This window comes from Nocardioides soli, from assembly GCF_014191495.1.
In the GTDB taxonomy this organism is placed as follows: domain Bacteria; phylum Actinomycetota; class Actinomycetes; order Propionibacteriales; family Nocardioidaceae; genus Nocardioides; species Nocardioides soli.
The window spans coordinates 1,690,713-1,715,786 of the sequence record NZ_JACHWR010000001.1 but is presented as its reverse complement, the minus strand read 5'-3'; the positions used below and the strand labels follow the sequence as shown (position 1 = coordinate 1,715,786).

Here is a 25,074-nt window from a genome sequence, read left to right as displayed (position 1 = left end):
GTGGTCATGGCCTCACCACCGACGGTGACCAGGCCTGCTGGATGAAGAGCTCGGGACGGCTGGTGCCGTCGGTCCGGAGTGCCCAGACGTCGGTCACTCCGGCCTCGTCGTCGCGGGGGATCCCGTAGAGCAGGGTGCGGCGGTCGAGCCACTCGATCTGGTCGTCGATGTTCCGCTGCTCCGCCGTCAGCACGGTCCGCTTGCCGGTCGCGAGGTCGAGCACCGCCGGGGTCCACCAGGTCGTGCCGTCCCGCTCGGTGGCCTGCTTGAAGGCGATGCGGGTGCCGTCGGGGGAGAGGGACGGGCACTCGACGTGGTCGGCGATCGAGGTGAGCGTCCGCGCGCCGAGGTCGCCCCGGACCAGGTAGGTGGCGCCGCCGGTCCCGACCGTGGCGTAGAAGGTGTCGTCGTCGGCGAACGTGACGCCCCAGACGTTCCGGTCGCGCGGCGCGACCCGCTCGCCGTTCAGGATCAGCGTGAACCGCTCGAGGTTGCCGTGGCCCTCGCCGCCGACGTCGCGGATCTCGGTCGCGGTCGAGAAGCCGACCTGCATGTAGGAGTGGCCGCTGACGAACGTCGTTGTCGACACCAGCGACCCGTCGGGGGAGAGGCGGGTGCGGCTCGGGATGCCGGGCACCGACACCTGCTGGATCTCCCGGCCGTCGGCGTCGTACTCGGTGAGCGAGTACCTCGTGACGACCCCGCGCTCGGTGCGCAGGCAGGACGTCACGTCCGTGGTCGCGTCGACCCGGTCGCAGGCGATGTCGGCGAACGTCCGGGCGCCGCCCGGGTCGTCCAGCGGCACGGACGCGACCACGCCGTACTGGGAGTCGATGCCGGTGTGCCGGAACACGATCCGGGGCCTGCTCGCGGCGGTCACGGCCGCCGCGTCGGAGACGATGGCGACGGTCGGCGGCCGGTCGTGCGAGCGCCGGTAGCTCGACGCGGCGCCGACGGCGTAGGCCGTCATCACCGAGACGACGACGAAGACGATGGCCACGAAGGCGGTGATCCGGGCACGCTGGCTCATCGGGCCGCTCCCGCCTCGAGATCCAGCCGGCGGACGGCGCCGAGTGCCAGGGGCAGCGCGACCAGCAGCCCGGTCCCGACCACGACCAGTGCCAGCTGGGGACCGAGCACGAACCACAGCACGCCGAAGATCGCCGACGACGCCATCCGCGCGACGGCGACGACGGTCTGCGCGGAGGCGATGCCGCTGGCCCGCACGGTCGTCGGCACCAGCCGACCGGCGAGCGCCGCGGTGACGCCGTCTGTCGCGGCGTAGAAGGTGCCGAGCAAGAGCAGGGCGAGCAGCGTCGACGCGGTCGCGTCCCACGAGACCGCCGCCACGACGAACGACGCGAGCAGCGCCGCGTGGCCGCAGACCAGCACCCGCGCCTTGCCGACCCGGTCGGCGAGGCGCCCGATCGGGATCGCCAGCGAGAGGTAGGCGATGTTCGTGCCGACGTAGAGCAGCGGGAACCAGTGCGCGGCGAAGCCGCCACGATCGAGCAGCGCGAGGTAGATGAACCCGTCGCCGACGGTCAGCAGGCCGAGCGCGCCGGCCACCACCAGCAGGCGGACCAGGCCCGGCTGCGCCACCTCGCGCCAGCGCACCGGCGTGCGCGCCGGCCGCGGCTGGGCGGCCGGGCGGTCGGGGACCAGCAGCCCGAGGAGGGCGACGCCGAGGACGGCGAAGCCCAGGGAGACCACCATCACCGTGACGTAGCCGTCGGGGATCCACCAGAGGATCGCGAAGGCGAGCAGCGGACCGACGGCCGCGCCGATGGTGTCGAGCGTGCGGTGCACGCCGAACGCGGCGCCGAGCTGGCTCGGCGGGGTGGCCGCGGAGATCATGGCGTCGCGTGGTGCGGTGCGCAGCCCCTTGCCGACCCGGTCGGCGGAGATCACCGCCGAGACCGTCGCCAGGCCGGCGCTGAACAGCAGGAAGAAGCGGGCGACCGCGGACAGGCCGTAGCCGAGGAAGGCCACCCACTTCGGGTGGCCGCCCCGGTCGGCGGCCCAGCCGCCGCCGATCCGGACCAGCGCGCTCACGCCTTGGTAGAGGGCGTCGACGAAGCCGTAGGAGATCGTCGAGAGGCCGAGGACGCCGGTCAGGTAGAGCGGCAGGATCGCCGCGACGGACTCCGAGGAGATGTCGGTGACCAGGCTGACGATGCCGAGCGTGACGACGACGGGCGCGACCCGCCGCCGGCGTCCCCGGGGCGTGCCGACCGGAGCCTGGGGCCGGTCGCTGAGCGTGATGTACATCCGGCTCAGGCCTCGCCGGCGACCAGCGTCGCGTAGACCGAGTAGGTGCGGGCGGGCGCGGGGTCGATCGTGACGACCACGCGCTCGTCGCCGCGCCGGAACGCCGCCGCGTCGGCGCCGCCGACGGCCTGGGTCGGCACCTCCCGGAAGCCCGACCGGCCGAGTGTGGCGCGGTAGAACAGCAGCACCGAGGATGGGCTCGTCGACCGATGGCCGACCAGGGCGACCTGCACCCGACCGGTGGTCGGCGCGACGCTGCTGCTCACGACCGTGCTGCGCGGTGCGCGCGGCAGCAGCCGCGCGGGATACCCGGCGACGAGTCGGCCGCGCGCGGCCGCCGGCTTCTCGGGCGGCTCGTAGGCGGGGCCCGACGGGTCGGTCGCGGGTCGGCCGAGGCCGGGGAGCCGGTACTCCCCGGCGGGCCCGGCCTGCTCGGGCACCACCGCTACGCCGCCCTTGGCCGTCGTCGGCGTCGTCGGCGCCTGCGGTGTCTGCGGCGAGGTGGACGAGGTCGGCTCCGGCAGGGACTCCGAGCCTCGTTGCTTGGTCCCCGACCGGGGCTCCGTCCTGCCAGACAGCGAGCCGGTCGGGGCGTCGTGGTCCGCGGATGCGTCCGCGGTCGGGGCGGAGGTCCCGTCCGGATCGTCGCCGAGTCGCACGCCGAAGGCGCCACCCACGACGATCGCCGCCAGCACTGCGGCCGCGAGCGCGATCAGCATGCTGCGGCGGTTCGGCATCGACGGTCTCCAGGCGCCAGGGAAGGACCCCTTGGCGAGTCCCCCACTCCGCTGTCGAGCGTGGGCGATCGGCCGCACCCGGCTGAGCTTCCCGGCGGGCAGTTACCCAAGACTGGGGAGCACCCGCGGCACGCTCGGGAGAAACCCCGTTGAGCCCGGCGCTGCGGGTCGGGATCGTGGGTGCATGACTGCGTTCATCTCCCACACGACCATCGACGCCCAGAACGCCTACGAGCTCTCCGAGTGGTGGAAGCCCGTGCTCGGGTACGTCGACATCGAGGGCGACCCCAACCTGCCCGGCCACGAGGAGTGCATGATCCGCGACCCCGAGACCGGCCACCGGCTGCTGTTCATCGAGACCCCGGACACCAAGTCCGGCAAGAACCGGCTGCACCTCGATCTGCGCCCGCGCGCCGCCACCCGCGACGAGGAGCTGACGACCCTGGTCGCCCACGGCGCCACCGTGGTCGCCGACCTGCGCGGCAAGTACGGCCCCGGCACCGGCTGGGTCGTCCTCGCCGACCCCGAGGGCAACGAGTTCTGCATCCTGCGCTCCGAAGCCGAGCTCGCCGCCCAGCAGGCCTGAGTAGCCACGGTGGTTGAGGAAGGCGCGCGCCCGGTGGTTGAGGAAGGCGCGCTAGCGCCTGTCTCGAAACCACCCGTCCTGGTCACGGTGGTTGAGGAAGGCGCGCCCACGGTGGTTGAGGAAGGCGCGCTAGCGCCTGTCTCGAAACCACCGGTCCCGCGTCGGGGAGTGTTGGCGTCCTCCCGGCGGCGCCAGTATGGGCGCGCGTCCTCCGCCGTCAAGGATTCCCTGCGGCGGCTTCGCCGTCCTTGACGGCTCCTCCCGCGCACCCCGTTGGCGCCTATCGGGAGGACGCCGACCTGCGGTCGGCTCTACCGCGGGGGTGGTGGTTTCGAGACGGTTGCTAGCGCAACCTCCTCAACCACCGTCGCCGGGGTCACGGTGGTTGAGGAAGGCGCGCCCACGGTGGTTGAGGAAGGCGCGCTAGCGCCTGTCTCGAAACCACCCCTCCACAGACATCGACTCGGGTGTGGACGAGCACGCTGGATCGTGACCTGTTCGTGACCCAAAGCCCTGTGAAATAAGGGGATTCAGGGCATTGAGTGTCGGTGGCGGGTGCTTGAGTAGGGGTCATGACAGCACAGGCCACGCCGCGGCACCGGGTGTCGACGACGACCGCGCGGATGCGCGATCTCGCCGACTCGGTGGCCGATGCGTCGGTGTGGTCCATGGACCCCGCCGAGGCCGGCGCGACGCTGGTCGAGCTGACCCGGCTGGCGGCGCAGGTCGCCGAGCTGCAGGCCCGGGTGGCCGCGCACGCCGACACCATGCATGTGGGCCAGGACGTGGGTGCCTCGTCGGCGGCGAACTGGCTGGCCCACACCACCAAGACCACCCGGGCGGCCGCGTACGGCGCGGTGCGGCTCGGCCACGACCTCGAGCAACACCAGTCCACCCGGGAGGCGCTGGCGGCCGGGGACATCGACGTCGAGCAGGCGCGGGTCGTCATTCGGTGGGTCGACCAGCTCCCGGCCGACCTCGGGGCGGAGACCCGGGAGAAGGCGGAGGCGCATCTGCTCGCGGAGGCGCGTCATCACGACGCGAAGGCACTGAGCCGGCTGGGGCGGCGGCTGTGGGAGGTCATCGCCCCAGCCGAGGCCGACGCCCACGAAGCCGAGATCCTGCAACGGCAGGAGGCGGCCGCGCTGCGGGCCTGCTCGGTCACGATGGTCGACGACGGGGACGGCACCACCCGTGGCCGGTTCACGCTGCCGACCTACCACGCCGCCGCCCTACGGAAGATGCTGATGGCGCTGGCCGCTCCGAAGCACGTGGCGGCCACCCAGGGCCCCGGCATCGAACGCAGGCCCGGACCCGAGGCACTCGGCCGGGCGCTGTGCGAGCTGATCGAGCGCTACCCGGTCGACCGACTCCCGACCACCGGCGGGGTCAACGCCACCATCGTGGTCGTCATCGACGAAGACACCCTCACCGACCGGCTGGAGAAGGCCGGCGTCCTCGACACCGGCGACCAAATCTCACCCGCGATGGCCCGCCGGCTCGCGTGCGAGGCGGGCATCATCCCCGCCGTCCTCGGCGGCGCCTCGGTCCCGCTGGACCTGGGTAGGCGGAGTCGGTATCACAGCGAGCGCCAGCGGATCGCCATGTTCCTGCGCGACCACGGCTGCCGTGCCGAGGGCTGCGACCGCACCACCGGACTCCACGCCCACCACCAACAGCACTGGGCCGACGGCGGCCACACCAACCTCACCGACGGCGCCTCCCTCTGCGCCTGGCACCACACCCTCATCCACGACCCCACGTACCAGACCACGTACCTGCCCACCGGGAAGATCCGCTTCTATCGACGCACGTGACGATCAAGTCAGCCGGGCTGGGCACGATGGTTTCGAGACGGTTGCTAGCGCAATCTCCTCAACCACCGTCGTCGGGCACGGTCGGCTTGTGGCTCGTCGCTGGCGTTCCTCGGGCCTCAACACCACGGTCGGATCTTCGTAGGGGAGCCGTGATCCCCTGGCCTAGATGGGCATTCGGGGTGAGGTGGCATGGCCCGTTCGGGCCATCGGCGGATCGGTGGACGGCGAAGTTGGGCAAGCCGGCCGTCGCTGTTCGCCCGCCGTTCATCGTGGAAGGGCCATCTGTTTCGGCGGTCTCCTGAGACTTCAGGCGTTTCGACCGCGTGCTCCACCGGACGCGCGGCCCGTGCTCAGCCAGGAAGAACCAGGTGACCACCCTCCCCGTCCAGGACGCCACCGTCGAGGTGGAGCCCCGCACCATCTCCCGGAAGGCCACCGGGGCGGATCGGGTGTTCGTCCACTCGATCCGTGCCGTCGGCGCGACCGTGCTGGTGATCACCGGCGGCGTCGGCCTCTTCCTCGGCTGGCAGGCCTGGCCCACGCTGACCCACTACGGGCTGAGCTTCTTCACCGAGGCCAGCTGGCAGCCGGAGGCCGACATCCTCGGGATCCGGGCGGTGCTGACCGGCACGGTCATGGTCGCGCTGGTGGCGATGGCGATCGCGTTCCCGCTGGCCCTGCTGACCGCGCTCTACATCAGCGAGTACGCGCCGGCGTTCCTGCGCAGCACGCTGGTGTCGCTGGTCGATCTGATGGCCGCGGTTCCGTCGATCATCTGGGGCCTGTGGGGCTACTTCCTGATCATGCCGTACGCCGCGGAGTTCGCGGTCTGGCTGGACCGCAACCTCGGCTGGGTGCCGCTCTTCGACGTGCACAACGCCGACCCGGACGCCGCGCTGATCGACGCCGCCATCTCCAACTACAGCTTCAGCATGTTCTGCGCGGGCATCGCCGTCGCGATGATGGTGCTGCCGATGTCGTGCGCGGTGATGCGTCAGGTCTTCTCGCAGACGCCGCCCGGCGAGAAGGAGGCCGCACTCGCGCTCGGGGCCACCAAGTGGGGCATGATCCGCGCGGTCGTCCTGCCCTTCGGGCGCGGCGGCATCATCGGCGGCACCATGCTCGGCCTGGGCCGGGCGCTCGGCGAGACGATCGCGGTGCTGCTGATCCTGTCGCCGTCGTTCGAGTCCAAGTGGCGCATCCTCGAGATCGGCGGCAACACCGTCTCCGCGCTGATCGCCGGCCGGTTCGGCGACGCGAGCAAGAGCCAGCTCTCCGCACTGCTCGCCGCGGGCTTCGTGCTCTTCCTGATCACCCTCGTCGTCAACACGATCGCCGCCATGATCGTCAACCGAAGCCGCTCGGGCGCCGGGACGGACGCGTAGCCGATGACCACCGCCCTCGCCCCCGATACCGAAGCCGCGGGGACCACGTTCCTGCCGCGGTACGACGACGACGCGCCACCGCCGGTTCCGCGCGCCTCGCTCGGCCGGTTGCCCGCCGACGAGAAGTTCCTGCGGATCGGCAGCATCGCCTCGGCCCTGGGCCTGGCCTGGCTGATCACCCAGCGCCTGCTCCCGCTGCCGGGGCTGCCGTGGTTCCTCGTCGTGGCCTTCCTCGCCCTCCTGCTGGTCGGCGCCGTCACGTCCGGCATGACCGGCGGCCTGGTCGAGGTGCGGGACCGGGCCGCGGCCACCGTCATCACCGCCGGGGCGACGGTCGTCGGCGCGGTGGTGCTCAGCGCGGTCGTCTTCGTGGTGGTCAAGGGCGTCGAGCCGCTGCTGCACCTGAACTTCTACGTCGACGACATGGCCGGCGTCGGCCCGAAGGACCCCTTCGACAAGGGCGGGATCGCGCACGCCGTCCTCGGCTCGCTGATCCAGATCGGGATCGCCATCGCCATCACGCTGCCGCTCGGCATCGGCACCGCGGTCTTCATGAGCGAGGTCGGCGGCCGCTTCTCCCGGGTCGTGCGCACGGTCGTGGAGGCGATGACCGCGCTGCCCTCGATCGTCGCCGGCCTGTTCATCTACTCGGTCTTCATCGTCGCGCTCGGCCTTCCGCGCTCGGGGCTGGCCGCCGCGCTGGCGATCGGCGTGATGATGCTCCCGATCATCGCCCGCGCGGCCGACGTGGTGCTGCGCGTCGTCCCCGGCGGCCTGCGTGAGGCAAGCCTCGCGCTCGGCGCGAGCCGCTGGCGGACGGTCTGGTACGTCGTGCTGCCCACCGCGCGTCCGGGCCTCGCGACCGCCTGCATCCTCGGCATCGCCCGGGGCATCGGCGAGACCAGCCCGGTGCTGCTCACCTCCGGCAACGCGCAGTTCTTCGTGGTCGATCCGACCGACGGGGTGATGAACTCGCTGCCGCTCTTCATCTACTCGACGGTCCGCTCCGGCGAGCCGAACGCCATCGCCCGTGCGTTCGCCGCGGCCACCGTGCTGCTGGCCGTCGTGCTCGCCCTCTTCGTGCTCGCGCGGCTGATCGCCCGCCCGAAGAGGACCAAGGCGCGCCGCGGCCGCTCACGCCCCGCCGTCGACTTCGTGCACTCCGATCCGCTCGTCGAGATGGGCCCCGTCGCGCCCGCGATCGACACCACGTACACCAGCCACCGCATCGACCAGGAGACCTCGTGAACCGCCCCATCCGCCTGATCGTGGCCCTCGCGCTGTCGCTCGCCGGCCTCGCGTCCCTGCCGGGGCCGGCGCACGCCACGACGTACGCGCAGATCGAGGGCACCGGCTCCACCTGGTCGGAGCTGATCCTCCAGCAGTGGATCGCCGACGTCGACTCCAACGGCATGAAGGTCGTCTACACCGGCGGCGGCTCGACCAAGGGCCGCAAGGACTTCTCGCAGGCGAGCACCGACTTCGCGATCTCCGAGATCCCCTATCAGGGCACCGACGAGCGCGGCCAGTCCGACACCAGCAACGGCCGCCCGTTCGCCTACCTCCCGATCGTCGCCGGCGGCACGGCGTTCACCTACCAGCTGAAGATCGGCAACGAGCTGGTCCGCAACCTGCGGCTCTCCGGCGAGACGATCGCGAAGATCTTCACGCTGCAGATCACCAATTGGAACGACCCGGCGATCACCAAGGACAACAACGGCCGCACGTTCCCCTCGCTGCCGATCAAGCCGGTGGTCCGCTCCGACGGCTCCGGCACCACGGCGCAGTTCACCACCTGGATGGACAAGCAGTACCCGAACATCTGGCGGCCCTACTTCGGCCAAGCCGGGCTGACGTCGTACTACCCGAAGAAGGCCGGCAGCCAGATGGTCAGCCAGGCGGGCTCCGACCAGGTGATGAACACGATCAAGGGCTTCGCGGGCAACGGGATGATCGGGTACGTCGAGTACTCGTACCCCGTCAACGCCGACTACCCGGTCGTGAAGGTGCAGAACCAGGCGGGCTACTTCGTCGAGCCGACGCAGTACAACACCGCGGTCGCGCTGACGAAGGCGAAGATCAACCAGGACAAGTCGAGCCAGCTGTACCTCACGCAGGTCCTCGACGGCGTCTACGCCAACCCCGACCCGCGGGCCTACCCGATCTCGTCGTACTCCTACATGATCATCCCGACCGGGTCCGACGACCCGCGGATGTCGTCGGCGAAGCGCCAGACCCTCGCCGACTTCATGTACTACTCGCTGTGCGCGGGGCAGACGAAGGCCGGGCCCTACGGCTACTCACCGCTGCCGCTCAACCTCGTGCAGGCCGGCTTCGACCAGCTCGCCAAGCTCAAGGGCGCCGATCCGGCCGTCGACCTCACCGACCGCGACGTGCGCTCGTGCAACAACCCGACGTTCGACGGCAAGAATCTCAGCCACAACGTGCTCGCCGACAAGGCGCCGCAGCCCGCGGCGTGCGACCAGGCGGGCCAAGGCCCCTGCGGCACCGAGACGGGCACCAACCAGCCCAGCACCGACGACGGCGGCGGGGCCGGCGGCGCCGGTCGGAACGGCGGCGAGGGGGCCGCCGGCACCGACGGTGAGCGGGGCGCCGCCGCCTCCGGTGGTGAGGGGCCCGCGGCGCCGGGCGACGCGCCGGCGGCGATCGATCCGGAGACCGGCCTGGCCGTCGGCGCCGCGGGATCGGCCACCACCACGGGCACCACCGGCGAGGTGATCTACGCCGACCCGACCGAGCTGGTCGCCGGCCGCACCACCGACCAGCGGACGTTCGGCTGGCTCGCGGTCCTCGAGCTGCTGGCGCTGGTGCTGCTGCCCGGCCTGTACGTCGTGGGGATGCGCCGCCGGCGGACCTCCCGGGCCGGAGGCCGGCTGTGACCGCCCGGCGCCGCCTGGTGCTCGTCGCCCTGCTGCTGGCCGCGCTGATCGCGCCGCTCCCGGCGGCGGCGCAGCCCGCACCGACGACGGCGGAGCGGGGCGCCCAGAAATCGACCCAGAAGCCGGCGGCGGATGAGGGCTGGGAGGAGACGAAGGACGTCCAGCGATCCGTCGTCGACGCCGACGGCAGCACCCGGGCCTACCCCTTCAGCGACGCCTTCAAGATGACCGTGCGTGCCGACCACACCCAGAACCTGCGCGGTCGGGAGCGCGTCCTGATCAGCTGGTCCGGCGCCCAGCCGAGCGCCGGACGGTCGGGCAACCCCTACGGTCCGGGCGGGTTGGCGCAGGAGTACCCGGTCGTCGTCCTCCAGTGTCGCGGCACCGGAGCCGAGGTCACGCCGGAGACGTGCTGGACCTCGTCGTTCTCCCAGCGCTCGCAGGTCTCGCGGTCCGACGTCGAGGCGACCTGGCTCCGAGACGTCCACGCCGCTCCGGCGGCCAAGGAACGGGTCAGCACCTCGCTCGGGGCGCTGCCGTCGGCGGAGGAGTGCCCGGAGATCGACCGGACCGGCCTGTACGCCACGCGGCTGACGCCGTTCGTCGCCGCCGGCGGCACCGTCTACTCCGCCTGCAACGCCACGCACATGCCGCCCGAGGCCGCCGCCGACTCGGCCTTCCCGGCGGCCGAGGTCGCCGCGTTCACCGACGCCGACGGCGACGGCTCGGTGCAGTTCGAGGTCCGTTCCGACGTCGAGAACGAGTCGCTCGGCTGCAACGACCGGACCGACTGCTCGATCGTCGTCGTCCCCATCTCCGGGGTCAGCTGCGACCAGGCGTCGACCCCCGTCGAGAACGACCTGGCGACCATCGAGAAGGCCTGCCGCAAGACCGGCCAGTGGGCGCCCGGGTCCAGCAACTTCGCCGGCCTCGCGGTCGACCAGGCGGTCTCGCCCGCGCTCTGGTGGACGGAGTCCAACTGGCGCAACCGCTTCGTCATTCCGATCACCATGGGGCTGCCGCCGGACGTCTGCGACGTCCTGGACAAGCGGGCCCCGACCGCGTTCTACGGGTCCGAGCTGCTCGCCCAGGCCTCGCTCCAGTGGACCCCGGCGTACTGCCTGGACAAGTCGCGCTTCAAGTTCCAGCTCAACCAGATGTCGGACGAGGCGGGCTGGAACCTGATGACCAGCGGCGAGGGCGCCGCGGCCGAGGTCTCGTCGGCCCACGAGGCCGGCGCCGACCCGGTCGGCTATGCGCCGACCGCCGTCACCGGGTTCGCGATCGGCTACGTCATCGACCGGCCCGACAACGCCGGTGAGTACACCAATCTGCGGCTCACCCCACGGCTGGTGGCCAAGCTGCTCACCCAGTCGTACGTCGGCTCCGGCCTCGGCACCGGCCACCCCGGGATGTCGAAGAACCCGTGGGCGATCATGGCCGATCCGGAGTTCGCGGCGCTCAACCCCGGCCTGAGCCGGAACGCCAGCGAGGCGGGCGCCGCGCTGCTGTCGCTGTCGAACTCCTCGGACATCATCGAGCAGCTCACGGAGTGGATCGCCCAGGACCGCGACGCCCGGGAGTTCATCGCCGGGAAGCCGGACCCGTGGGGGATGGTGGTCAACCCGTCGTACCGGAAGTTCGAGATCCCCACCTCCGAGTGGCCGCTGCTCGACAACTACGTCCCGCAGACCGCGATCGAGTGCTGGCAGGCGAACCCGGGCAGCTACTACAGCCTGCTGGCCGCCCCGGTGACCACCATCGCCAAGATCTCGACGGCGCTGCTGGACGCCTGGCCGAACACCCAGACCAGGTGCGACACCGACGTCACCACGACGCCGCACACCTACAAGACCGGCCGGATCGACCGGCAGTCGTACGGCGCGCGCTTCATGCTCGGTGTGGTGAGCCTCGGCGACGCCGCCCGCTACGGCCTGCGGACCGCGGCCCTGCAGACGAAGCCGAAGCACTTCGTGGCCCCGTCGGACTCCTCGATGTCGGCCGCCCTGAAGCTGGCGGAGCAGGAGGAGGAGCTCGGCCCGTTCGTGCTCGACCAGGCCCGGGTGCGGAGGTCGGCGTCCGCCTACCCCGGCACGATGGTGGTCTACACGGCCGCCCGGCTGCAGAACCTCGAGGCCGAGACGGCGGCCAAGGTCGCCCAGTTCATCCGGGTGTCGACCACGGAGGGCCAGCGGCGCGGCAGCGGCAACGGCGAGCTGCCGGACGGTTACCTCCCGATCCGCAGGAGCGGCACGACCGCCGGTCTCTACGCCTCGGCGCAGGCCGTGGCCGACGCCGTGGAGGCGCAGGAGTCGACGGACCCGCCGACGGGGAAGCCCTCCGCCGACGCCGGCGACGGGGGGATCGGACCGGTCGGCGGAGCCGGCGGCGTCACGCCCCCGGACGGTGCTCCCGAGGGCGACGAGCCGTCGGCGGCGGCCTCGCCCACCGCGCCGGCGTCCGTGGCGCCGGGGCCGGTCGACATGCCCGCCACCCAGGCGGTGGGCTCCGACGTGGCCGGCGGCGTGCTACCGCTGCTGATCCTGCTCGGCGCGATCGGGTGCGTCGCGACCGCCGTCATCCGGGTCGCCGTCCCGCTGCTGCGAGGCCGCCGGTGACCGCGACCATGGACCGGCCCGAGACCGTCGGCGCGCCGGAGGTGCCCACCCGGCGCGCCCGTCGCCCGCGGCGTACGCCGAAGCGAGGGGCGCCGCGGCGGCCGCGGCCGCCCGCGCGGAGCGTCCCGGACCGCCCGGCGAGCGCGGCCGAGGAGACCGCCTCGGTCCTGTCCACGTCGTTCACGATGATCGGGATCGTCTGCCTCTGGATCGCCGTGCAGCTGCTGTTCCTCTCGTCGGCCTCGCAGAGCCGCTCGCAGGACCTGCTCTACGACCAGCTCCGGCAGCAGCTGGCCGGTGCGACGGCGCCGGTCGGACCGGTGGTCCCCGCCGGCGCTCCCGTGGCCCTCCTGACCATCCCCGACATCGGGCTGCAGCAGGTCGTCGTCGAGGGCACGGCGTCCGGAGACCTGCTCGCCGGACCCGGCCACCGACGCGACACCGCCCTCCCCGGCCAGGTCGGGACCTCGGTGGTCTACGGGCGCGCCGCGACGTACGGCGGTCCGTTCGGCGACCTCCCGTCGCTGGGCCGGGGCGCCGAGATCACGGTCGTCGGCGGTCAGGGGGAGAAGACGTTCCGGGTCGTCGGGGTGCGGCGCGCGGGTGATCCGCTGCCGCAGCCGCCGGCCGACGGCGCCGCGCGCCTCACCCTCGTCACCGCCGAGGGGGAGGGGCGCCTGGGAGCCCTAGCGCCGAGGTCGGTCGTCTACGTCGACGCCGATGCGAAGAAGGGGTTCCCCGCACCGTCCGGCCGCGCGGCCGCGGTGCCCGAGAGCGAGCAGGCCATGAGCAACGACACCGGCGCACTGCCGCTGCTGGCGTTGTGCCTGGCGCTGCTCCTGGCGGTGACGCTCGGGGTCATCGCCGCCCGTCAGCGATGGTCGGCCGCGTTGGTCTGGGTGGTCGCGAGCCCCCTGGTCATCGCGCTGTCCTGGGCGACCACCGATGTGGTGATGCGTCTGTTGCCGAACCTGATCTGACCGTCCGGGCCGTCCCCGGACGGCCACGTTCCAACCCCAACGAAGAACCACCTTCACAGGAAGCGAAACAGATGTCCGCACGCAAGTCCTTCGCGGGCGCCCTGGCGGCAGTGGTCGCCGGATCCGCCCTCGTCATGACCGCGAGCCCCGCCTCCGCGGCGTACACCCCCGACCCCGACGACCCCGGCTTCACCCCGGTGGCCGCCGACCTGATCGGCGCCGGCTCCGACACCACCCAGCACGCGATGAAGCTGATCGCGGACGTCTGGAACGCCGACGCGTCGCACGGCTTCAAGATCGCGTCGTACGCCGCGACCAGCGGTGGCACCATCCCGCTGCCGGGCAGCCCGGAGATCACCCGGCCGAACGGCTCGGGCGCCGGCAAGGGCACGCTCTACAACCCCAGCAACCCGCAGATCGACTTCGCCCGCTCGTCGGACAAGCTCAGCGCCACGGAGAGCAACGCCGGCCTCAAGGCGATCCCGTTCGCCCTCGACACGGTCGTCACGGCGGTCTCGAACCAGACGCCGTCGAACGCCCCGGCGACGCTGTCGGCGGCCCAGCTGGTCTCGATCTACAAGTGCGAGTCCACCACCTGGAACCAGGTCGGCGGCGCCTCGGGCGCGACGATCAAGCCCTACGCGCCGCAGTCGGGCTCGGGCACCGCGAAGTTCTTCAAGACCACGCTGGTCGCGGCGAACGGCGGCACCGACTTCAACTACGGCGTGTGCGTGACCCAGGACGACACCGTCCAGGAGCACGACGACACCCTGATCAAGGGCAACGCCAACGCGATCGTCCCGATCTCGAAGGGTCGCGCCGAGCTCAAGGGCGGCACCGTCCGCGTCGTCGGCGGCTTCGCCGAGAAGCGCGCCCTCTACAACGTGGTCCGCAGTGCCCAGGCGACCGACGCGTCCCTCCAGGCCGTCTTCGGTGAGAACGGCTTCGTCTGCTCGGCCGCCGCGGCCGCGCTGATCAAGCAGGCGGGCTTCGAGCAGCTCGCCACGCCGGCGCACTCCGGCGCCTGCGGCACGCTGGTCGACTCGACCAGCAACTTCACGGTGAACCAGACGGTTGCGACCACCACCGGCGTCAGCGCGACCAGCACGACGAACGCCGTCAAGGTGGTCGCCAAGGTGTCCGGCTCCACCGCTCCGTCCGGCTCGGTGTCCTTCTACGAGGGCGCGACCCTCGTGCAGGGCGCCGTCCCGCTGGTCTCCGGCCAGGCGACGCTGAGCAAGTCGGGCGTCCCCGCCGGGGCGCACACCTACCGCGCGGTCTACGTGCCCAACGACTCGATCTTCCTGGGCTCCGAGGGCACCACCACCGTCACGGTCTCCGACGCGGTCGCGAAGGCCAAGCCGGCGATCTCGGAGAGCTTCCCGGCCAAGGTGAAGCTCAAGAAGAAGGCCAAGGCGGCCACCGTCAAGGGCGTCGTGACCGTCAAGGGCGCCAGCGGCAAGGTGACGGTGAAGAAGGGCAAGAAGACCCTGAAGTCGGCGACCCTCAAGAACGGCAAGGCCTCCGTCAAGCTGGCCAAGCTCTCGAAGGGCACCCACAAGCTGACGATCGCCTACGCGGGCGACGCCACCCACCTGGCCGGCAAGAAGACCTTCACGATCAAGGTCGTGAAGGCCAAGGCCAAGGCCAAGAAGTAGCGACACAGGTCGGTGCCGGCCCGTCCTCGGGGTGGGCCGGCACCGACACCGCCATCCGGCGACCCTCGGCCGCGCACGTACGACGTACAGGACCCACGCATGACCGTCTCAGACCAGACCACCGTCCTCCCGGCGACGCCCGCGGTCCCGGGGCCCGGAGCCACGTCCGCCGCGGCATCGGGCCCGACGCCGGCCGAGCTCGAGGCCCGGGGGATCACCGCCTGGTTCGGCCAGCACCAGGTGCTGGACCGGGTCTCGCTGCGGATGCCCGCCGGCCAGATCACGGCGCTGATCGGCCCGTCCGGGTGCGGCAAGTCGACGTTCCTGCGGATCCTGAACCGGATGCACGAGCTGGTGCCGTCGGCGCGCCTCGGCGGCGAGGTGCTGCTCGACGGCGAGGACGTCTACGACCCCGACAAGCGGCTGATCGACGCCCGCCGGGCGATCGGCATGGTGTTCCAGAAGCCGAACCCGTTCCCGGCGATGTCGATCCGCGAGAACGTGCTCGCCGGCCTCAAGCTCACCGGCACGAAGGCCTCGCGATCCGTCAAGGACGAGCTGGTCGAGTCCTGCCTGCGCAAGGGCGGACTGTGGGCGGAGGTCAAGGACCGCCTCGACGCACCCGGCGGCGGCCTCTCCGGCGGCCAGCAGCAGCGGCTCTGCATCGCCCGCTCGCTGGCGATCAAGCCGCGCGTGCTGCTCATGGACGAGCCGTGCTCGGCGCTCGACCCGACCTCGACCCGGGTCATCGAGGAGACGATGAAGGAGCTGGCCCGGGAGGTGACGATCGTGATCGTCACCCACAACATGCAGCAGGCGGCGCGAGTCTCCGACCAGTGCGCGTTCTTCCTCGCCGCCCAGGGCACCCCCGGGGTGATCGTGGAGCACGGGGATACTGATGCCATGTTCCAGCGCCCGCGCGACCCGCGCACCAGCGACTACGTGCACGGCCGCTTCGGATGAGCCGCCACGAGTCCTGCGGATGAGCCCCGGTCGCCTGATCGCCGCGTTCGCCACCGCACTGCTGGTAGTCGCGGGGCTCGGCTACGCGCTGTCCCAGACCGTCCTGGCCCGGCAGCCGCTGGCCGTCGCCGACCGGCCGGCGTACGTCGAGGCGCCGCGCCCGGCCGCCACGCTGGCCCCGCAGCCGAACGCGCCGGCCGCGCCCACCCGGGTCGACCCGGCCTGGGTCGAGCGCACCGCGGCCCGGGCCGGCATCCCGGCCCCGGCGGTCCGCGCCTACGCCAACGCGCAGCTCGCCGAGCCCCGCGGCTGCCGGGTCGGCTGGACGACCCTGGCCGGCATCGGCTGGGTCGAGTCGCAGCACGGCACCATCGGCGGCCGCACCCTCGGGGCCGACGGCCACGCGTCGACGCCGGTGATCGGCCCGGCGCTGGACGGGAAGCGGTTCGCCGCCATCCCGGCGACCCCCGAGAGCTCGGCCTGGCACGGCGACCCGGTCTGGGACCACGCGGTCGGCCCGCTGCAGTTCATCCCCTCCACCTGGGACACCTGGGGCACCGACGGTGACGGCGACGGCGTCGCCGACCCCAACGACATCGACGACGCGGCGATGAGCGCCGCGCGCTACCTGTGCGCCGACGGGCACGACCTCGCCTCGGGCGCCGGCTGGGCCGACGCGGTGTTCTCCTACAACCACTCGCAGAGCTACATCGACGACGTCTACGCCGCGGCCACGGCGTACGCCGAGCGGACCGACTGAAGGTTCTCGTAGACTCGGCGGCACACCCCCTGTCAGGCCTGACCGGGGGCTTGCGTGTTGCTCCAGCGCTTCCCCGAAGGGACTCCCGTGCAGCTCTCCGGCCTCGCCGCCGCCGTCCTCGCCGACCCCACGCTCGATCAGGCGATGGCCGACGCCCGCGGCGGGGCCGTGCCGGCCCTCGACCTCACCGGCCCCGAGGCGCTGCGACCGTACGTCGTGGCGGGGCTGGTCCAGGCGGGCCGGTCGGTGCTGGCGGTGACCGCCACCTCGCGCGAGGCCGAGGACCTGGTCGCGGCGCTGGGCGACCTGGTCGACCCGGCCCTGGTCGCCCACTACCCGAGCTGGGAGACGCTCCCGCACGAGCGGCTCAGCCCGCGCAGCGACACGGTCGGTCGCCGGCTCGCCGTCCTGCGCCGCCTCAAGCACCCGGGGTCCGACGCCGCCAACGGCCCGCTCCGGGTGGTCGTCGCGCCGGTGCGGTCGGTGCTGCAGCCGCAGGTGCAGGGCCTGGCCGACCTCGAGCCGGTCGAGCTCAGCCCGGGCGACACCGCGCCGCTCGACGACGTCGTACGGCGGCTGGCCGGTGCGGCGTACTCCCGGGTGGACCTGGTGGAGAAGCGCGGCGAGTTCGCGGTGCGGGGCGGCATCATCGACGTCTTCCCCCCGACCGAGGAGCATCCGCTGCGGGTGGAGCTCTGGGGCGACGACGTCGAGGAGATCCGCACGTTCTCGGTCGCCGACCAGCGCACGCTCGAGAAGGTCGACCGGCTGTGGGCACCGCCGTGCCGTGAGCTGCTGCTCACCGACGACGTGCGCGCCCGCGCGGTCGAGCTCGGCCGGCAGCACCCGCAGCTGCTCGAGCTGACCGACAAGATCGCGGCCGGCATCGCCGTCGAGGGCATGGAGTCCCTCGCCCCGGTCCTGGTCGACGAGATGGAGCTGCTCGTCGACCTGATGCCCGACGACACCCACGTGCTCGTGCTCGACCCCGAGCGGGCCCGCCGGCGGGCGCACGACCTGGTGGCGACCAGCGAGGAGTTCCTCGGCGCGAGCTGGGCGGCCGCGGCGGGCGGCGGCACGGCGCCGATCGACCTCGGCGCGGCGTCCTACCGCGAAATCGCCGACGTGCGCGCGCAGGCGCTCGGCCAGGGCAAGCCCTGGTGGACGGTGAGCCCGTTCGGCATCGAGATCCCCGCCGAGGTCGACGTCGACGTGCTCGCCGGCGCCGTGCCGAGCCACGCGCTCTCGGCGAAGCCGGCCGAGGCCTACCGCGGCGAGATGGAGCGCGCGATCGCCGACATCGCCGGCTGGCGCCGCGCCGGCTACCGGGTCGTCGTGCTGCACGCCGGCCACGGCCCGGCCGAGCGGATGCGCGAGGTGCTCGCCGAGCACGACGTACCGGCCCGCGTCGCCGACGACCTCCAGGAGGCCGGTGACCTGTCCACCGACGTCGTCACGATCACCTGCGGGGCCGCCGCGCAGGGCTTCGTCGACGAGGCCAACCGGCTCGTCGTGCTCACCGGCGAGGACCTCTCGGGGCAGCGGGCCTCGACCCGCGACATGCGCAAGATGCCGGCGCGCCGCAAGCGCCAGATCGACCCGCTCGAGCTGCGGGCCGGCGACCACGTCGTGCACGAGCAGCACGGCGTCGGCCGCTTCGTGGAGATGAAGCAGCGCGAGGTCGGGGGAGCGGTGCGCGAGTACCTCGTGCTCGAGTACGGCGCGAGCAAGCGGGGCGGTCCGCCCGACCGGCTCTACGTGCCCGCCGACGCGCTCGACCAGGTGACCCGGTACGTCGGCGGCGAGGCACCGTCGCTCGACCGGCTGGGTGGCGCCGACTGGACCAAGCGCAAGAACAAGGCCCGCCGGGCGGTCCGCGAGATCGCCGCGGAGCTGATCAAGCTCTACGCCGCGCGACAGGCGACGAAGGGCTACGCCTTCGGGGCGGACACGCCGTGGCAGCGTGAGCTCGAGGACGCGTTCCCGTTCCACGAGACGCCCGACCAGCTCAGCACGGTCGACGAGGTCAAGGGCGACATGATGCGCACGGTCCCGATGGACCGGTTGGTCTGCGGCGACGTCGGCTACGGCAAGACCGAGATCGCCGTACGCGCGGCGTTCAAGGCGGTCCAGGACGGCAAGCAGGTCGCGGTGCTGGTGCCGACGACGCTGCTGGTCACCCAACACCTCAGCACGTTCTCGGAGCGGATGAGCGGATTCCCCGTCGTGCTCAAGGGACTCAGCCGGTTCCAGACCGACGCCGAGGCGCGCGAGGTGATGGCCGGCATGGCCGACGGCTCGATCGACATCGTCGTCGGCACCCACCGGCTGCTCAACCCCGACGTCCGCTTCAAGGACCTCGGGTTGATCATCGTCGACGAGGAGCAGCGCTTCGGTGTCGAGCACAAGGAGCAGATGAAGCGGCTGCGCACCTCGGTCGACGTGCTGTCGATGAGCGCGACGCCGATCCCCCGCACGCTGGAGATGGCGATCACCGGCATCCGCGAGATGTCCACGATCACCACGCCGCCCGAGGAGCGGCACCCCGTGCTCACCTACGTCGGCGGCTACGAGGACCGGCAGGTGATCGCCGCCGTACGCCGTGAGCTGCTCCGCGAGGGTCAGGTCTTCTACATCCACAACCGGGTCAACTCGATCGAGAAGGCCGCCGCGCGGATCCGCGAGCTGGTGCCGGAGGCCCGGGTCGCGACCGCGCACGGGCAGATGAACGAGCGCCAGCTCGAGCAGGTGATGCTGGACTTCTGGGAGAAGCGCTTCGACGTGCTCGTCTGCACGACGCTCGTCGAGTCCGGTCTCGACGTCTCCAACGCCAACACGATGATCATCGAGCGCTCGGACGCCCTCGGCCTCTCCCAGCTGCATCAGCTGCGGGGCCGGGTCGGCCGCTCGCGGGAGCGGGCGTACGCCTACTTCCTCTACCCGTCCGAGAAGCCGCTCACCGAGACCGCGCACGAGCGGCTCGCGACGCTGGCCCAGCATTCCGACCTCGGCGGTGGCATGGCGATCGCGATGAAGGACCTCGAGATCCGCGGCGCCGGCAACCTGCTCGGCGGCGAGCAGTCCGGCCACATCGCCGACGTCGGCTTCGACCTCTACGTGCGGCTGGTCGGGGAGGCGGTGCAGGAGTTCCGCGGCGACAAGGAGGCCGAGCTCGACGAGGTCCGCATCGAGCTGCCGGTCGACGCCCACCTGCCGCACGGCTACATCCCCAGCGAGCGGCTGCGGCTGGAGATGTACAAGCGGCTCGCCGAGGTGCGCTCCGACGAGGATGTCGACCTGATCAACGAGGAGCTGCTCGACCGGTACGGCGAGCCGCCGGTCGAGGTCGTCTCGCTGCTGCTGGTCGCCCGGTTCCGGGCCCGGGCCCGACAGGCGGGCGTCGGGGAGGTCACGATCGCCGGCCGCAACGTCCGGTTCGCCCCCGTCGACCTGCCCGACTCGCGGGTGGTCCGGCTCAACCGGCTCTACCCGAAGTCGATCGTCAAGGCGCCGGTCAGCACGATCCTGGTGCCTCGTCCGATGACCGCAGGCATCGGGGGGCAGCCGCTGTCCGGGATCGCCCTGCTTGAATGGGCTCGGCAGGTGATCGACTCCGTCATCGATCCGGTCACCGATCCAGTCGTCAAAACCCAGGAGACCAAGTGACGCGTCTGTCCTCTCTGGCCGGCCTCGCCGTGGCCGGCACCGTGCTGCTGACCGGCTGCGGCTCCGTGCCCGACTTCAACCCGGGCATCGGCGTGCGCGTCGACGACACCACGTACTCGCTGGGCGAGGTCGACGACCTGTCCACGTCGTACTGCGAGGCGGTGGAGACCCAGCTCCAGGAGGGCGAGCTCGTGGCGAGCTCGATCATCAGCGGGCAGGTCGTCGGGTCGCTCGCGCTGCGGGCGGCCGCCGAGCAGTTCGCCGACGAGACGGGCGTCGAGCCCGACGCGTCGTACCGTCAGACCGAGCAGCAGCTGGAGTCGGCGATCGGCGACCTGACGCCCGCCCAGCAGGACGCCGTCCGCCAGGTCAACCTGGCCCGGCCCTACGTCGAGGCCGTGCAGATCTCCGTCGGCAAGGCCGGCGGTGCCGCGGACGATCAGGCCGCGCTCAGCGCCGGACGGGACGCCTTCGTGGGCTGGCTCGACGAGCAGGACGTGCGGATCGACCCTCGCTTCTCGGTGTCGATCGACGAGGGTGCGGTCGCGCCGGCCAACACCAGCGTGTCCTACTCGGTCAGCAAGACCGCGCTCAGCGGCGCGGCGAGCGAGCCGGACCCGACGTACGCCAAGGGGCTGCCGCAGACCCAGCGCTGCGGCTAGTCGGTGGTCGCGGTGTCCGCCTCCGGCGCGCCCCTCCTCGAGTTCCTCGAGGTGATGCGCCGGCTGCGCGCGGAGTGCGCGTGGAAGGCGGGCCAGACCCACCGCTCGCTCGCGCGCTACCTGCTCGAGGAGACCCACGAGGCCCTTGAGGCGATCGACACCGGCGACGTCGAACTGCTCCGGGAGGAGCTCGGCGACCTGCTGCTCCAGGTGTACTTCCATGCCGTGATCGCCGAGGAGTCCGGCGAGTTCACGATCGACGACGTCGCCGGCGACATCATCGCGAAGATGCACCGCCGCAACCCGCACGTCTTCCGGCCCGACGCCGACTCGCCGACCGAGGCCGCCGAGATCGATGCCGCCTGGCAGCGCATCAAGGCCGAGGAGAAGCAGCGGACGTCGGTCACCGACGGCCTGCCGCCGGGGCTTCCTGCGCTGCTGTACGCCGACAAGGTGCTCGACCGGATCGAGCGGGCCGGCGGCCCCGGCCGGTCGGCCGGGACGGCGGACCGCTCAGGTGTCGACGAGGCCATCGGTGACCGCCTGCTCGCGGTGGTGGCCGACGCCCGGCGCGCCGGGGTCGATCCCGAGCAGGCGCTCCGCGACGCGGTCCGGCGGCTGTAGCGCCGTCGGCCCAGACCGTCGGCCCAGACCGTCAGCCCAGACCGTCAGCCCAGACCGTCAGCCCAGACCGTCAGCCCAGACCGTCAGCCCAGACCGTCAGCCCAGGCTCAGCCCGGTCGACCAGTAGCCCTGGAGGTTCGTCGCCACGTCGATCCCCGCGACCACGGTCGAGCGCACGACGATGATGGCCTGGGTCTGGTTGGTGATCGGGATCGACAGGCCGGTGGTCGTGCAGTTCGTGACGGTCCCGGTCGCCACGAGGGCAGTGAGCTGGGGAGACAGGGTGCACACGGCCCCGGGGACCGGGGTGAAGACGTTGTCCGGGGTCGACGACGTCCACAGCTCGGCCGTGAGGGCGATCGTGGAGCCGACCAGGGACATCGCGTTCGTGTTGGTGAAGTAGGCGTCGATGCCGGTCAGGGTGCGGTCACCCGAGATCGGCTGGGCCAGCCCGGCGACGGCGCTGTTGGTCGCGTCGATCGTGTTGCCGACGACGGAGACACCGCTGACCGAGCCGGCGCCGCTGATGGGCAGCACCGCCACGGTGCCGGTCAATCCGCCCAGGACGGTCGTGGTGGTCGCGGCCTGGCCGCTGCTGCTCGACAGCATGGCTCCCGAACCGGCTGAGCCCGCGGGGCCCGTCGGACCGACGAGGCCCGCCGCACCGGTGGCGCCGGTGGCGCCGGTCGGTCCCGTGGCGCCGGTCGGCCCGGTCGGGCCGGTCGGGCCGATGTCTCCGGCCGAGCCCGTGGCACCGTCAGCACCGGCGGCACCGTCAGCACCCGTAGCGCCGGCGGCGCCGGCGGCACCGTCAGCGCCCGTGGCACCGGTCGCGCCGGCGGGGCCGGCCGGGCCGATTCCGCCTGCGGCACCCGCAGGACCGGCCGGTCCTGCGGCTCCGGTGGCTCCGGTAGCGCCGCGCGGACCGCGCTTGCCGGGGTCGCCCTTGAGCTTGTTCTTCCCGCCGCGGACCCAGCCGATGTGGTCCTCGCCGCGCCGGCAGTCGGCGAAGGTGCGCACGACCCGGATCTTCCCGGTGTCGACGTCGAAGCAGGCGCGGATCACCCGGCGGTCCTGCTTCGCGGCTGGGGTGCCGGGCGCGGCCTGGGCGGCGCCCGCGGTGCCGAGAACGGCGGTCAGGGCCAGGGTGGCCAGGGACAGGGACGCGGTGGCACGAGAGCGGGATCCGAGCACGCCAGAACCCTAGCGGCGTACCGACCCTTCCATGGCCGAATCGGGACACTGGTCGCTGGGAGTCCGGCACGACCGGCATGATGCGCGGGTGCCAGTCATCCGGGACCGCGTCGTCCACGCCGGCCCCCGACTCCGGGCCGTCGCCGTCACCATCGCGCCGGCCCTGCCGGCCGCCCTGATCGCCTGGGTGGTGGCCGCCTCGGCCCTGCGTCCCGACCACGCGCTGACCGGCGTGCACTCCTACGCCGGCACGGGGTACGACGACGGCGTCTACCTCGGCGCGGCGGTGCGCCTGCTGCACGGCTCGCTGCCGTGGCTCGACTTCGACCTCCTGCACCCGCCCGGTGCGGTCTGGCTGGGGCTCCCGTTCGCCGCGCTCGGCGAACTGACCGAAGCCTCGACCGGACTGGCCGCGGCCCGGATCGCGACGGTGGTCGTCGCCGGGCTGAACACCGTGCTGGCGGGGTACGTCGTGCGCAGCCGCGGCCCGCTGGCGGTGTTCGTCGCCGCCACGCTGCTCGCGCTGATGCCCACGTCGTACGGCGCCACCCAGACGCTGCTCCTCGAGCCCTACCTGGTGCTCCTCTCGCTCGCCGGGCTGGTCCTGCTCGCCCGGGCGGATGGCCGGCCGGCGTCCGGCGCTCGGCTCGTGGCCGCCGGCGCGCTGGTCGGCGCGGCCACGTCGGTCAAGGTGTTCGGGGTGCTGGTCGCGCTCGGGGTGCTGCTCGCGCTGCTCCCGCGCGGGCGGGCGATGCGCGACTGGTCGATCGGCGTGCTCGCGGGAGGAGCCCTGCTGACGCTCCCGTTGGTGCTCGCCGCACCCGGCCGGGCGGTCCGCGACATCGTGCTCGTCAACCTGTTCCGCGACGACCTCGACCGAGGGGTGGGCCTGGCGGACCGGCTGCCCGTCGTGCTCGGGTTGTCGGCGCTCCCGGACCCGGCGGCGAGCGCCCGGGCCGTGGTCGTGCTGATCGCGGTCGTCCTGGTCGTCGCGGCCGGCGTCGTCGTGGAGCTCCGCCGGGGGCGGCTGACCCGACTGCACACGGCGACCGTGGTCGTCGCCGTCGTGGCGTTCGCCGGCATGCTGCAGCCGCGCCAGTTCTTCGACCACTACGCCTACTTCCTGGTCGCGCTCCTCGTGCTGCCCGTCGCCCTCGGGGTCGCCGCCGTGGTCGACGCGCTCGCGGTCGTCGTACGCCGTGCCCGGCCGGCTCTCGCGGTGGTCGCTGCCCTGGTGGTCGCGGCCGTCCTGCTCGTCCCGGGCGCCCTCGCGCGGTCGGCCGACTACACCGCCGAGAGCGCCGACCCCGGGCCGCTGATCCGCCGCTACGTCCCGAGCGGCTCGTGCGTGGCGACCGACCTGCCCACGGTCGTGCTGGTCGCCGACCGGATGGGCGCGCCGCGGTCGTGCGACGTGCCGCTCGACCCCTACGGCGTCTGGTTCGCGGAGAACGACTACGTGCCCGCGCACACGCCGCCGCCGTACCGGCCGGCCTTCGTCGACCGGTGGCGGGAGTGGTTCGAGCGTGCCGACTACGTGGTGCTCTCGGTGGAGCTCAGCGACTTCGTGCCGTGGACGCCCGACCTGATCGCGTGGTTCGAGGACCACTACGTCCTGGTCGGCAGCGGGCCGCGCACCTTCGTCTACGTCCGGTTGCCGGCCTGAGGGCCGGGACTCAGTCGTACGTCGGCGCCTGGACGTCCTTCATCGACGGGTCGAGCGCGATGCCCTTGCCGAGCGCCTCCTCGCCCGCGTCGGTGCGGCCGAGTTCGACGAGCGCGAATCCCAGGCGCATGAACGCCGCCGCCATCGTCGGCTCGACCTCGACCGTCTTCTGGTAGAGCTCGACCGCCGCCGCCAGGTCGGCGGACTCGGTGAGGATCGCCTTGTTGTAGAGCGCCGACGCGAAGTCGCCGTCGGTGGCCAGCGCGGCGTCGTACTCCTTCATCGCGGCCTTCTCGTCGCCGGCCTCCTGCGCGATCACGCCGAGGTTGTAGTGGCCGTAGACGTTGCCGGGATCGATGTCGACGACGTTCTCGAAGGTGACCTTCGCGGCCTTCGTGTCGCCGGCGGCGAGCTCGGCGAGCCCCTTCTGGACGAGCGTGGCGCTCGCCGAGTCGGCGGTGGCCGTCCTGGCGTCGGCGTCGGACGTCGACTCGTCGTCGCCGCCGCATCCGGCGAGGGCGGCGAGGAGCGCGAGCGTCACGGAGGCGGCAGCGATACGGGGAGACCACGACACGGCGGTCAGTGTA

At 72.5% G+C, this 25,074-nt stretch carries 19 protein-coding genes; 14 read left to right on the top strand and 5 right to left on the bottom strand.

Annotated features, from left to right (window positions below; all coding sequences use genetic code 11):
- Positions 1 to 4 precede the first annotated feature (4 nt).
- The 3 genes from FHU40_RS08520 to FHU40_RS08510 are packed head-to-tail and all read right to left on the bottom strand — an operon-like array spanning position 5 to position 3,008.
- The gene (locus FHU40_RS08520) at positions 5 to 1,030 is read right to left on the bottom strand and encodes a TolB-like translocation protein (protein ID WP_183591779.1); all 1,026 of its coding nucleotides are present in this window, start codon (positions 1,028 to 1,030) and stop codon (positions 5 to 7) included.
- Positions 1,027 to 2,271, bottom strand: coding sequence for an MFS transporter (locus tag FHU40_RS08515; protein ID WP_183591778.1), 1,245 nt, complete (start codon positions 2,269 to 2,271; stop codon positions 1,027 to 1,029). The genes FHU40_RS08520 and FHU40_RS08515 overlap by 4 nt, the downstream gene beginning before the upstream one ends.
- A 5-nt stretch (positions 2,272 to 2,276) precedes the next feature.
- Positions 2,277 to 3,008, bottom strand: a complete 732-nt coding sequence (locus tag FHU40_RS08510; RefSeq protein ID WP_183591777.1) for a hypothetical protein — start codon at positions 3,006 to 3,008, stop codon at positions 2,277 to 2,279.
- Positions 3,009 to 3,192: 184 nt separating this feature from the next.
- On the opposite strand from FHU40_RS08510, the gene FHU40_RS08505 reads away from it, so the two are divergent.
- The 13 genes from FHU40_RS08505 (at position 3,193) to FHU40_RS08445 (ending at position 21,627) form a co-directional block, all read left to right on the top strand.
- The gene (locus FHU40_RS08505) at positions 3,193 to 3,594 is read left to right on the top strand and encodes a VOC family protein (protein WP_183591776.1); all 402 of its coding nucleotides are present in this window, start codon (positions 3,193 to 3,195) and stop codon (positions 3,592 to 3,594) included.
- Between the two features lie 572 nt (positions 3,595 to 4,166).
- On the top strand, positions 4,167 to 5,411 hold the full coding sequence (locus FHU40_RS08500; protein ID WP_183591775.1) for an HNH endonuclease signature motif containing protein: 1,245 nt from the start codon (positions 4,167 to 4,169) through the stop codon (positions 5,409 to 5,411).
- 368 nt (positions 5,412 to 5,779) lie between these two features.
- The gene (gene pstC / locus FHU40_RS08495; protein ID WP_183591774.1) at positions 5,780 to 6,796 is read left to right on the top strand and encodes a phosphate ABC transporter permease subunit PstC; all 1,017 of its coding nucleotides are present in this window, start codon (positions 5,780 to 5,782) and stop codon (positions 6,794 to 6,796) included.
- A 3-nt stretch (positions 6,797 to 6,799) separates the two neighbouring features.
- Positions 6,800 to 8,044 (top strand): phosphate ABC transporter permease PstA, encoded by a 1,245-nt coding sequence (gene pstA, locus FHU40_RS08490; protein ID WP_183591773.1) that lies wholly within the window; start codon positions 6,800 to 6,802, stop codon positions 8,042 to 8,044.
- A complete protein-coding gene (locus tag FHU40_RS08485; RefSeq protein WP_183591772.1) occupies positions 8,041 to 9,696 on the top strand; it encodes a substrate-binding domain-containing protein in 1,656 nt (551 codons plus the stop codon). Before pstA ends, FHU40_RS08485 begins: the two co-directional genes overlap by 4 nt.
- Positions 9,693 to 12,314: a hypothetical protein gene (locus FHU40_RS08480; RefSeq protein WP_183591771.1), complete on the top strand. Its 2,622-nt coding sequence runs from the start codon at positions 9,693 to 9,695 to the stop codon at positions 12,312 to 12,314. The genes FHU40_RS08485 and FHU40_RS08480 overlap by 4 nt, the downstream gene beginning before the upstream one ends.
- On the top strand, positions 12,311 to 13,294 hold the full coding sequence (locus FHU40_RS08475) for a sortase domain-containing protein (RefSeq protein ID WP_183591770.1): 984 nt from the start codon (positions 12,311 to 12,313) through the stop codon (positions 13,292 to 13,294). The genes FHU40_RS08480 and FHU40_RS08475 overlap by 4 nt, the downstream gene beginning before the upstream one ends.
- 71 nt (positions 13,295 to 13,365) lie before the next feature.
- Positions 13,366 to 14,952, top strand: coding sequence for an Ig-like domain repeat protein (locus FHU40_RS08470; protein ID WP_183591769.1), 1,587 nt, complete (start codon positions 13,366 to 13,368; stop codon positions 14,950 to 14,952).
- 99 nt (positions 14,953 to 15,051) lie between these two features.
- The gene (locus tag FHU40_RS08465; protein WP_183591768.1) at positions 15,052 to 15,915 is read left to right on the top strand and encodes a phosphate ABC transporter ATP-binding protein; all 864 of its coding nucleotides are present in this window, start codon (positions 15,052 to 15,054) and stop codon (positions 15,913 to 15,915) included.
- Between the two features lie 19 nt (positions 15,916 to 15,934).
- Complete coding sequence (locus FHU40_RS08460; RefSeq protein WP_183591767.1) at positions 15,935 to 16,675, top strand: lytic transglycosylase domain-containing protein; 741 nt, start codon at positions 15,935 to 15,937, stop codon at positions 16,673 to 16,675.
- 144 nt (positions 16,676 to 16,819) lie between these two features.
- Positions 16,820 to 20,341 (top strand): transcription-repair coupling factor, encoded by a 3,522-nt coding sequence (gene mfd, locus FHU40_RS08455; RefSeq protein ID WP_221199769.1) that lies wholly within the window; start codon positions 16,820 to 16,822, stop codon positions 20,339 to 20,341.
- The gene (locus FHU40_RS08450) at positions 20,338 to 21,003 is read left to right on the top strand and encodes a hypothetical protein (protein WP_183591766.1); all 666 of its coding nucleotides are present in this window, start codon (positions 20,338 to 20,340) and stop codon (positions 21,001 to 21,003) included. The genes mfd and FHU40_RS08450 overlap by 4 nt, the downstream gene beginning before the upstream one ends.
- A 12-nt stretch (positions 21,004 to 21,015) precedes the next feature.
- Positions 21,016 to 21,627 (top strand): nucleoside triphosphate pyrophosphohydrolase, encoded by a 612-nt coding sequence (locus FHU40_RS08445; protein WP_343057787.1) that lies wholly within the window; start codon positions 21,016 to 21,018, stop codon positions 21,625 to 21,627.
- A gap of 96 nt (positions 21,628 to 21,723) precedes the next feature.
- On the opposite strand, the gene FHU40_RS08440 is transcribed toward FHU40_RS08445, so the two are convergent.
- Complete coding sequence (locus tag FHU40_RS08440; RefSeq protein WP_183591765.1) at positions 21,724 to 22,821, bottom strand: hypothetical protein; 1,098 nt, start codon at positions 22,819 to 22,821, stop codon at positions 21,724 to 21,726.
- Positions 22,822 to 22,909: 88 nt separating this feature from the next.
- On the opposite strand from FHU40_RS08440, the gene FHU40_RS08435 reads away from it, so the two are divergent.
- Positions 22,910 to 24,487 (top strand): hypothetical protein, encoded by a 1,578-nt coding sequence (locus tag FHU40_RS08435; RefSeq protein ID WP_183591764.1) that lies wholly within the window; start codon positions 22,910 to 22,912, stop codon positions 24,485 to 24,487.
- 10 nt (positions 24,488 to 24,497) lie between these two features.
- Here FHU40_RS08435 and FHU40_RS08430 read toward each other — a convergent pair whose 3' ends face one another.
- Positions 24,498 to 25,061 carry a tetratricopeptide repeat protein gene (locus tag FHU40_RS08430; protein ID WP_183591763.1) on the bottom strand — a complete coding sequence of 188 codons (564 nt, stop codon included), beginning with the start codon at positions 25,059 to 25,061 and terminating at the stop codon, positions 24,498 to 24,500.
- Positions 25,062 to 25,074: the final 13 nt, after the last annotated feature.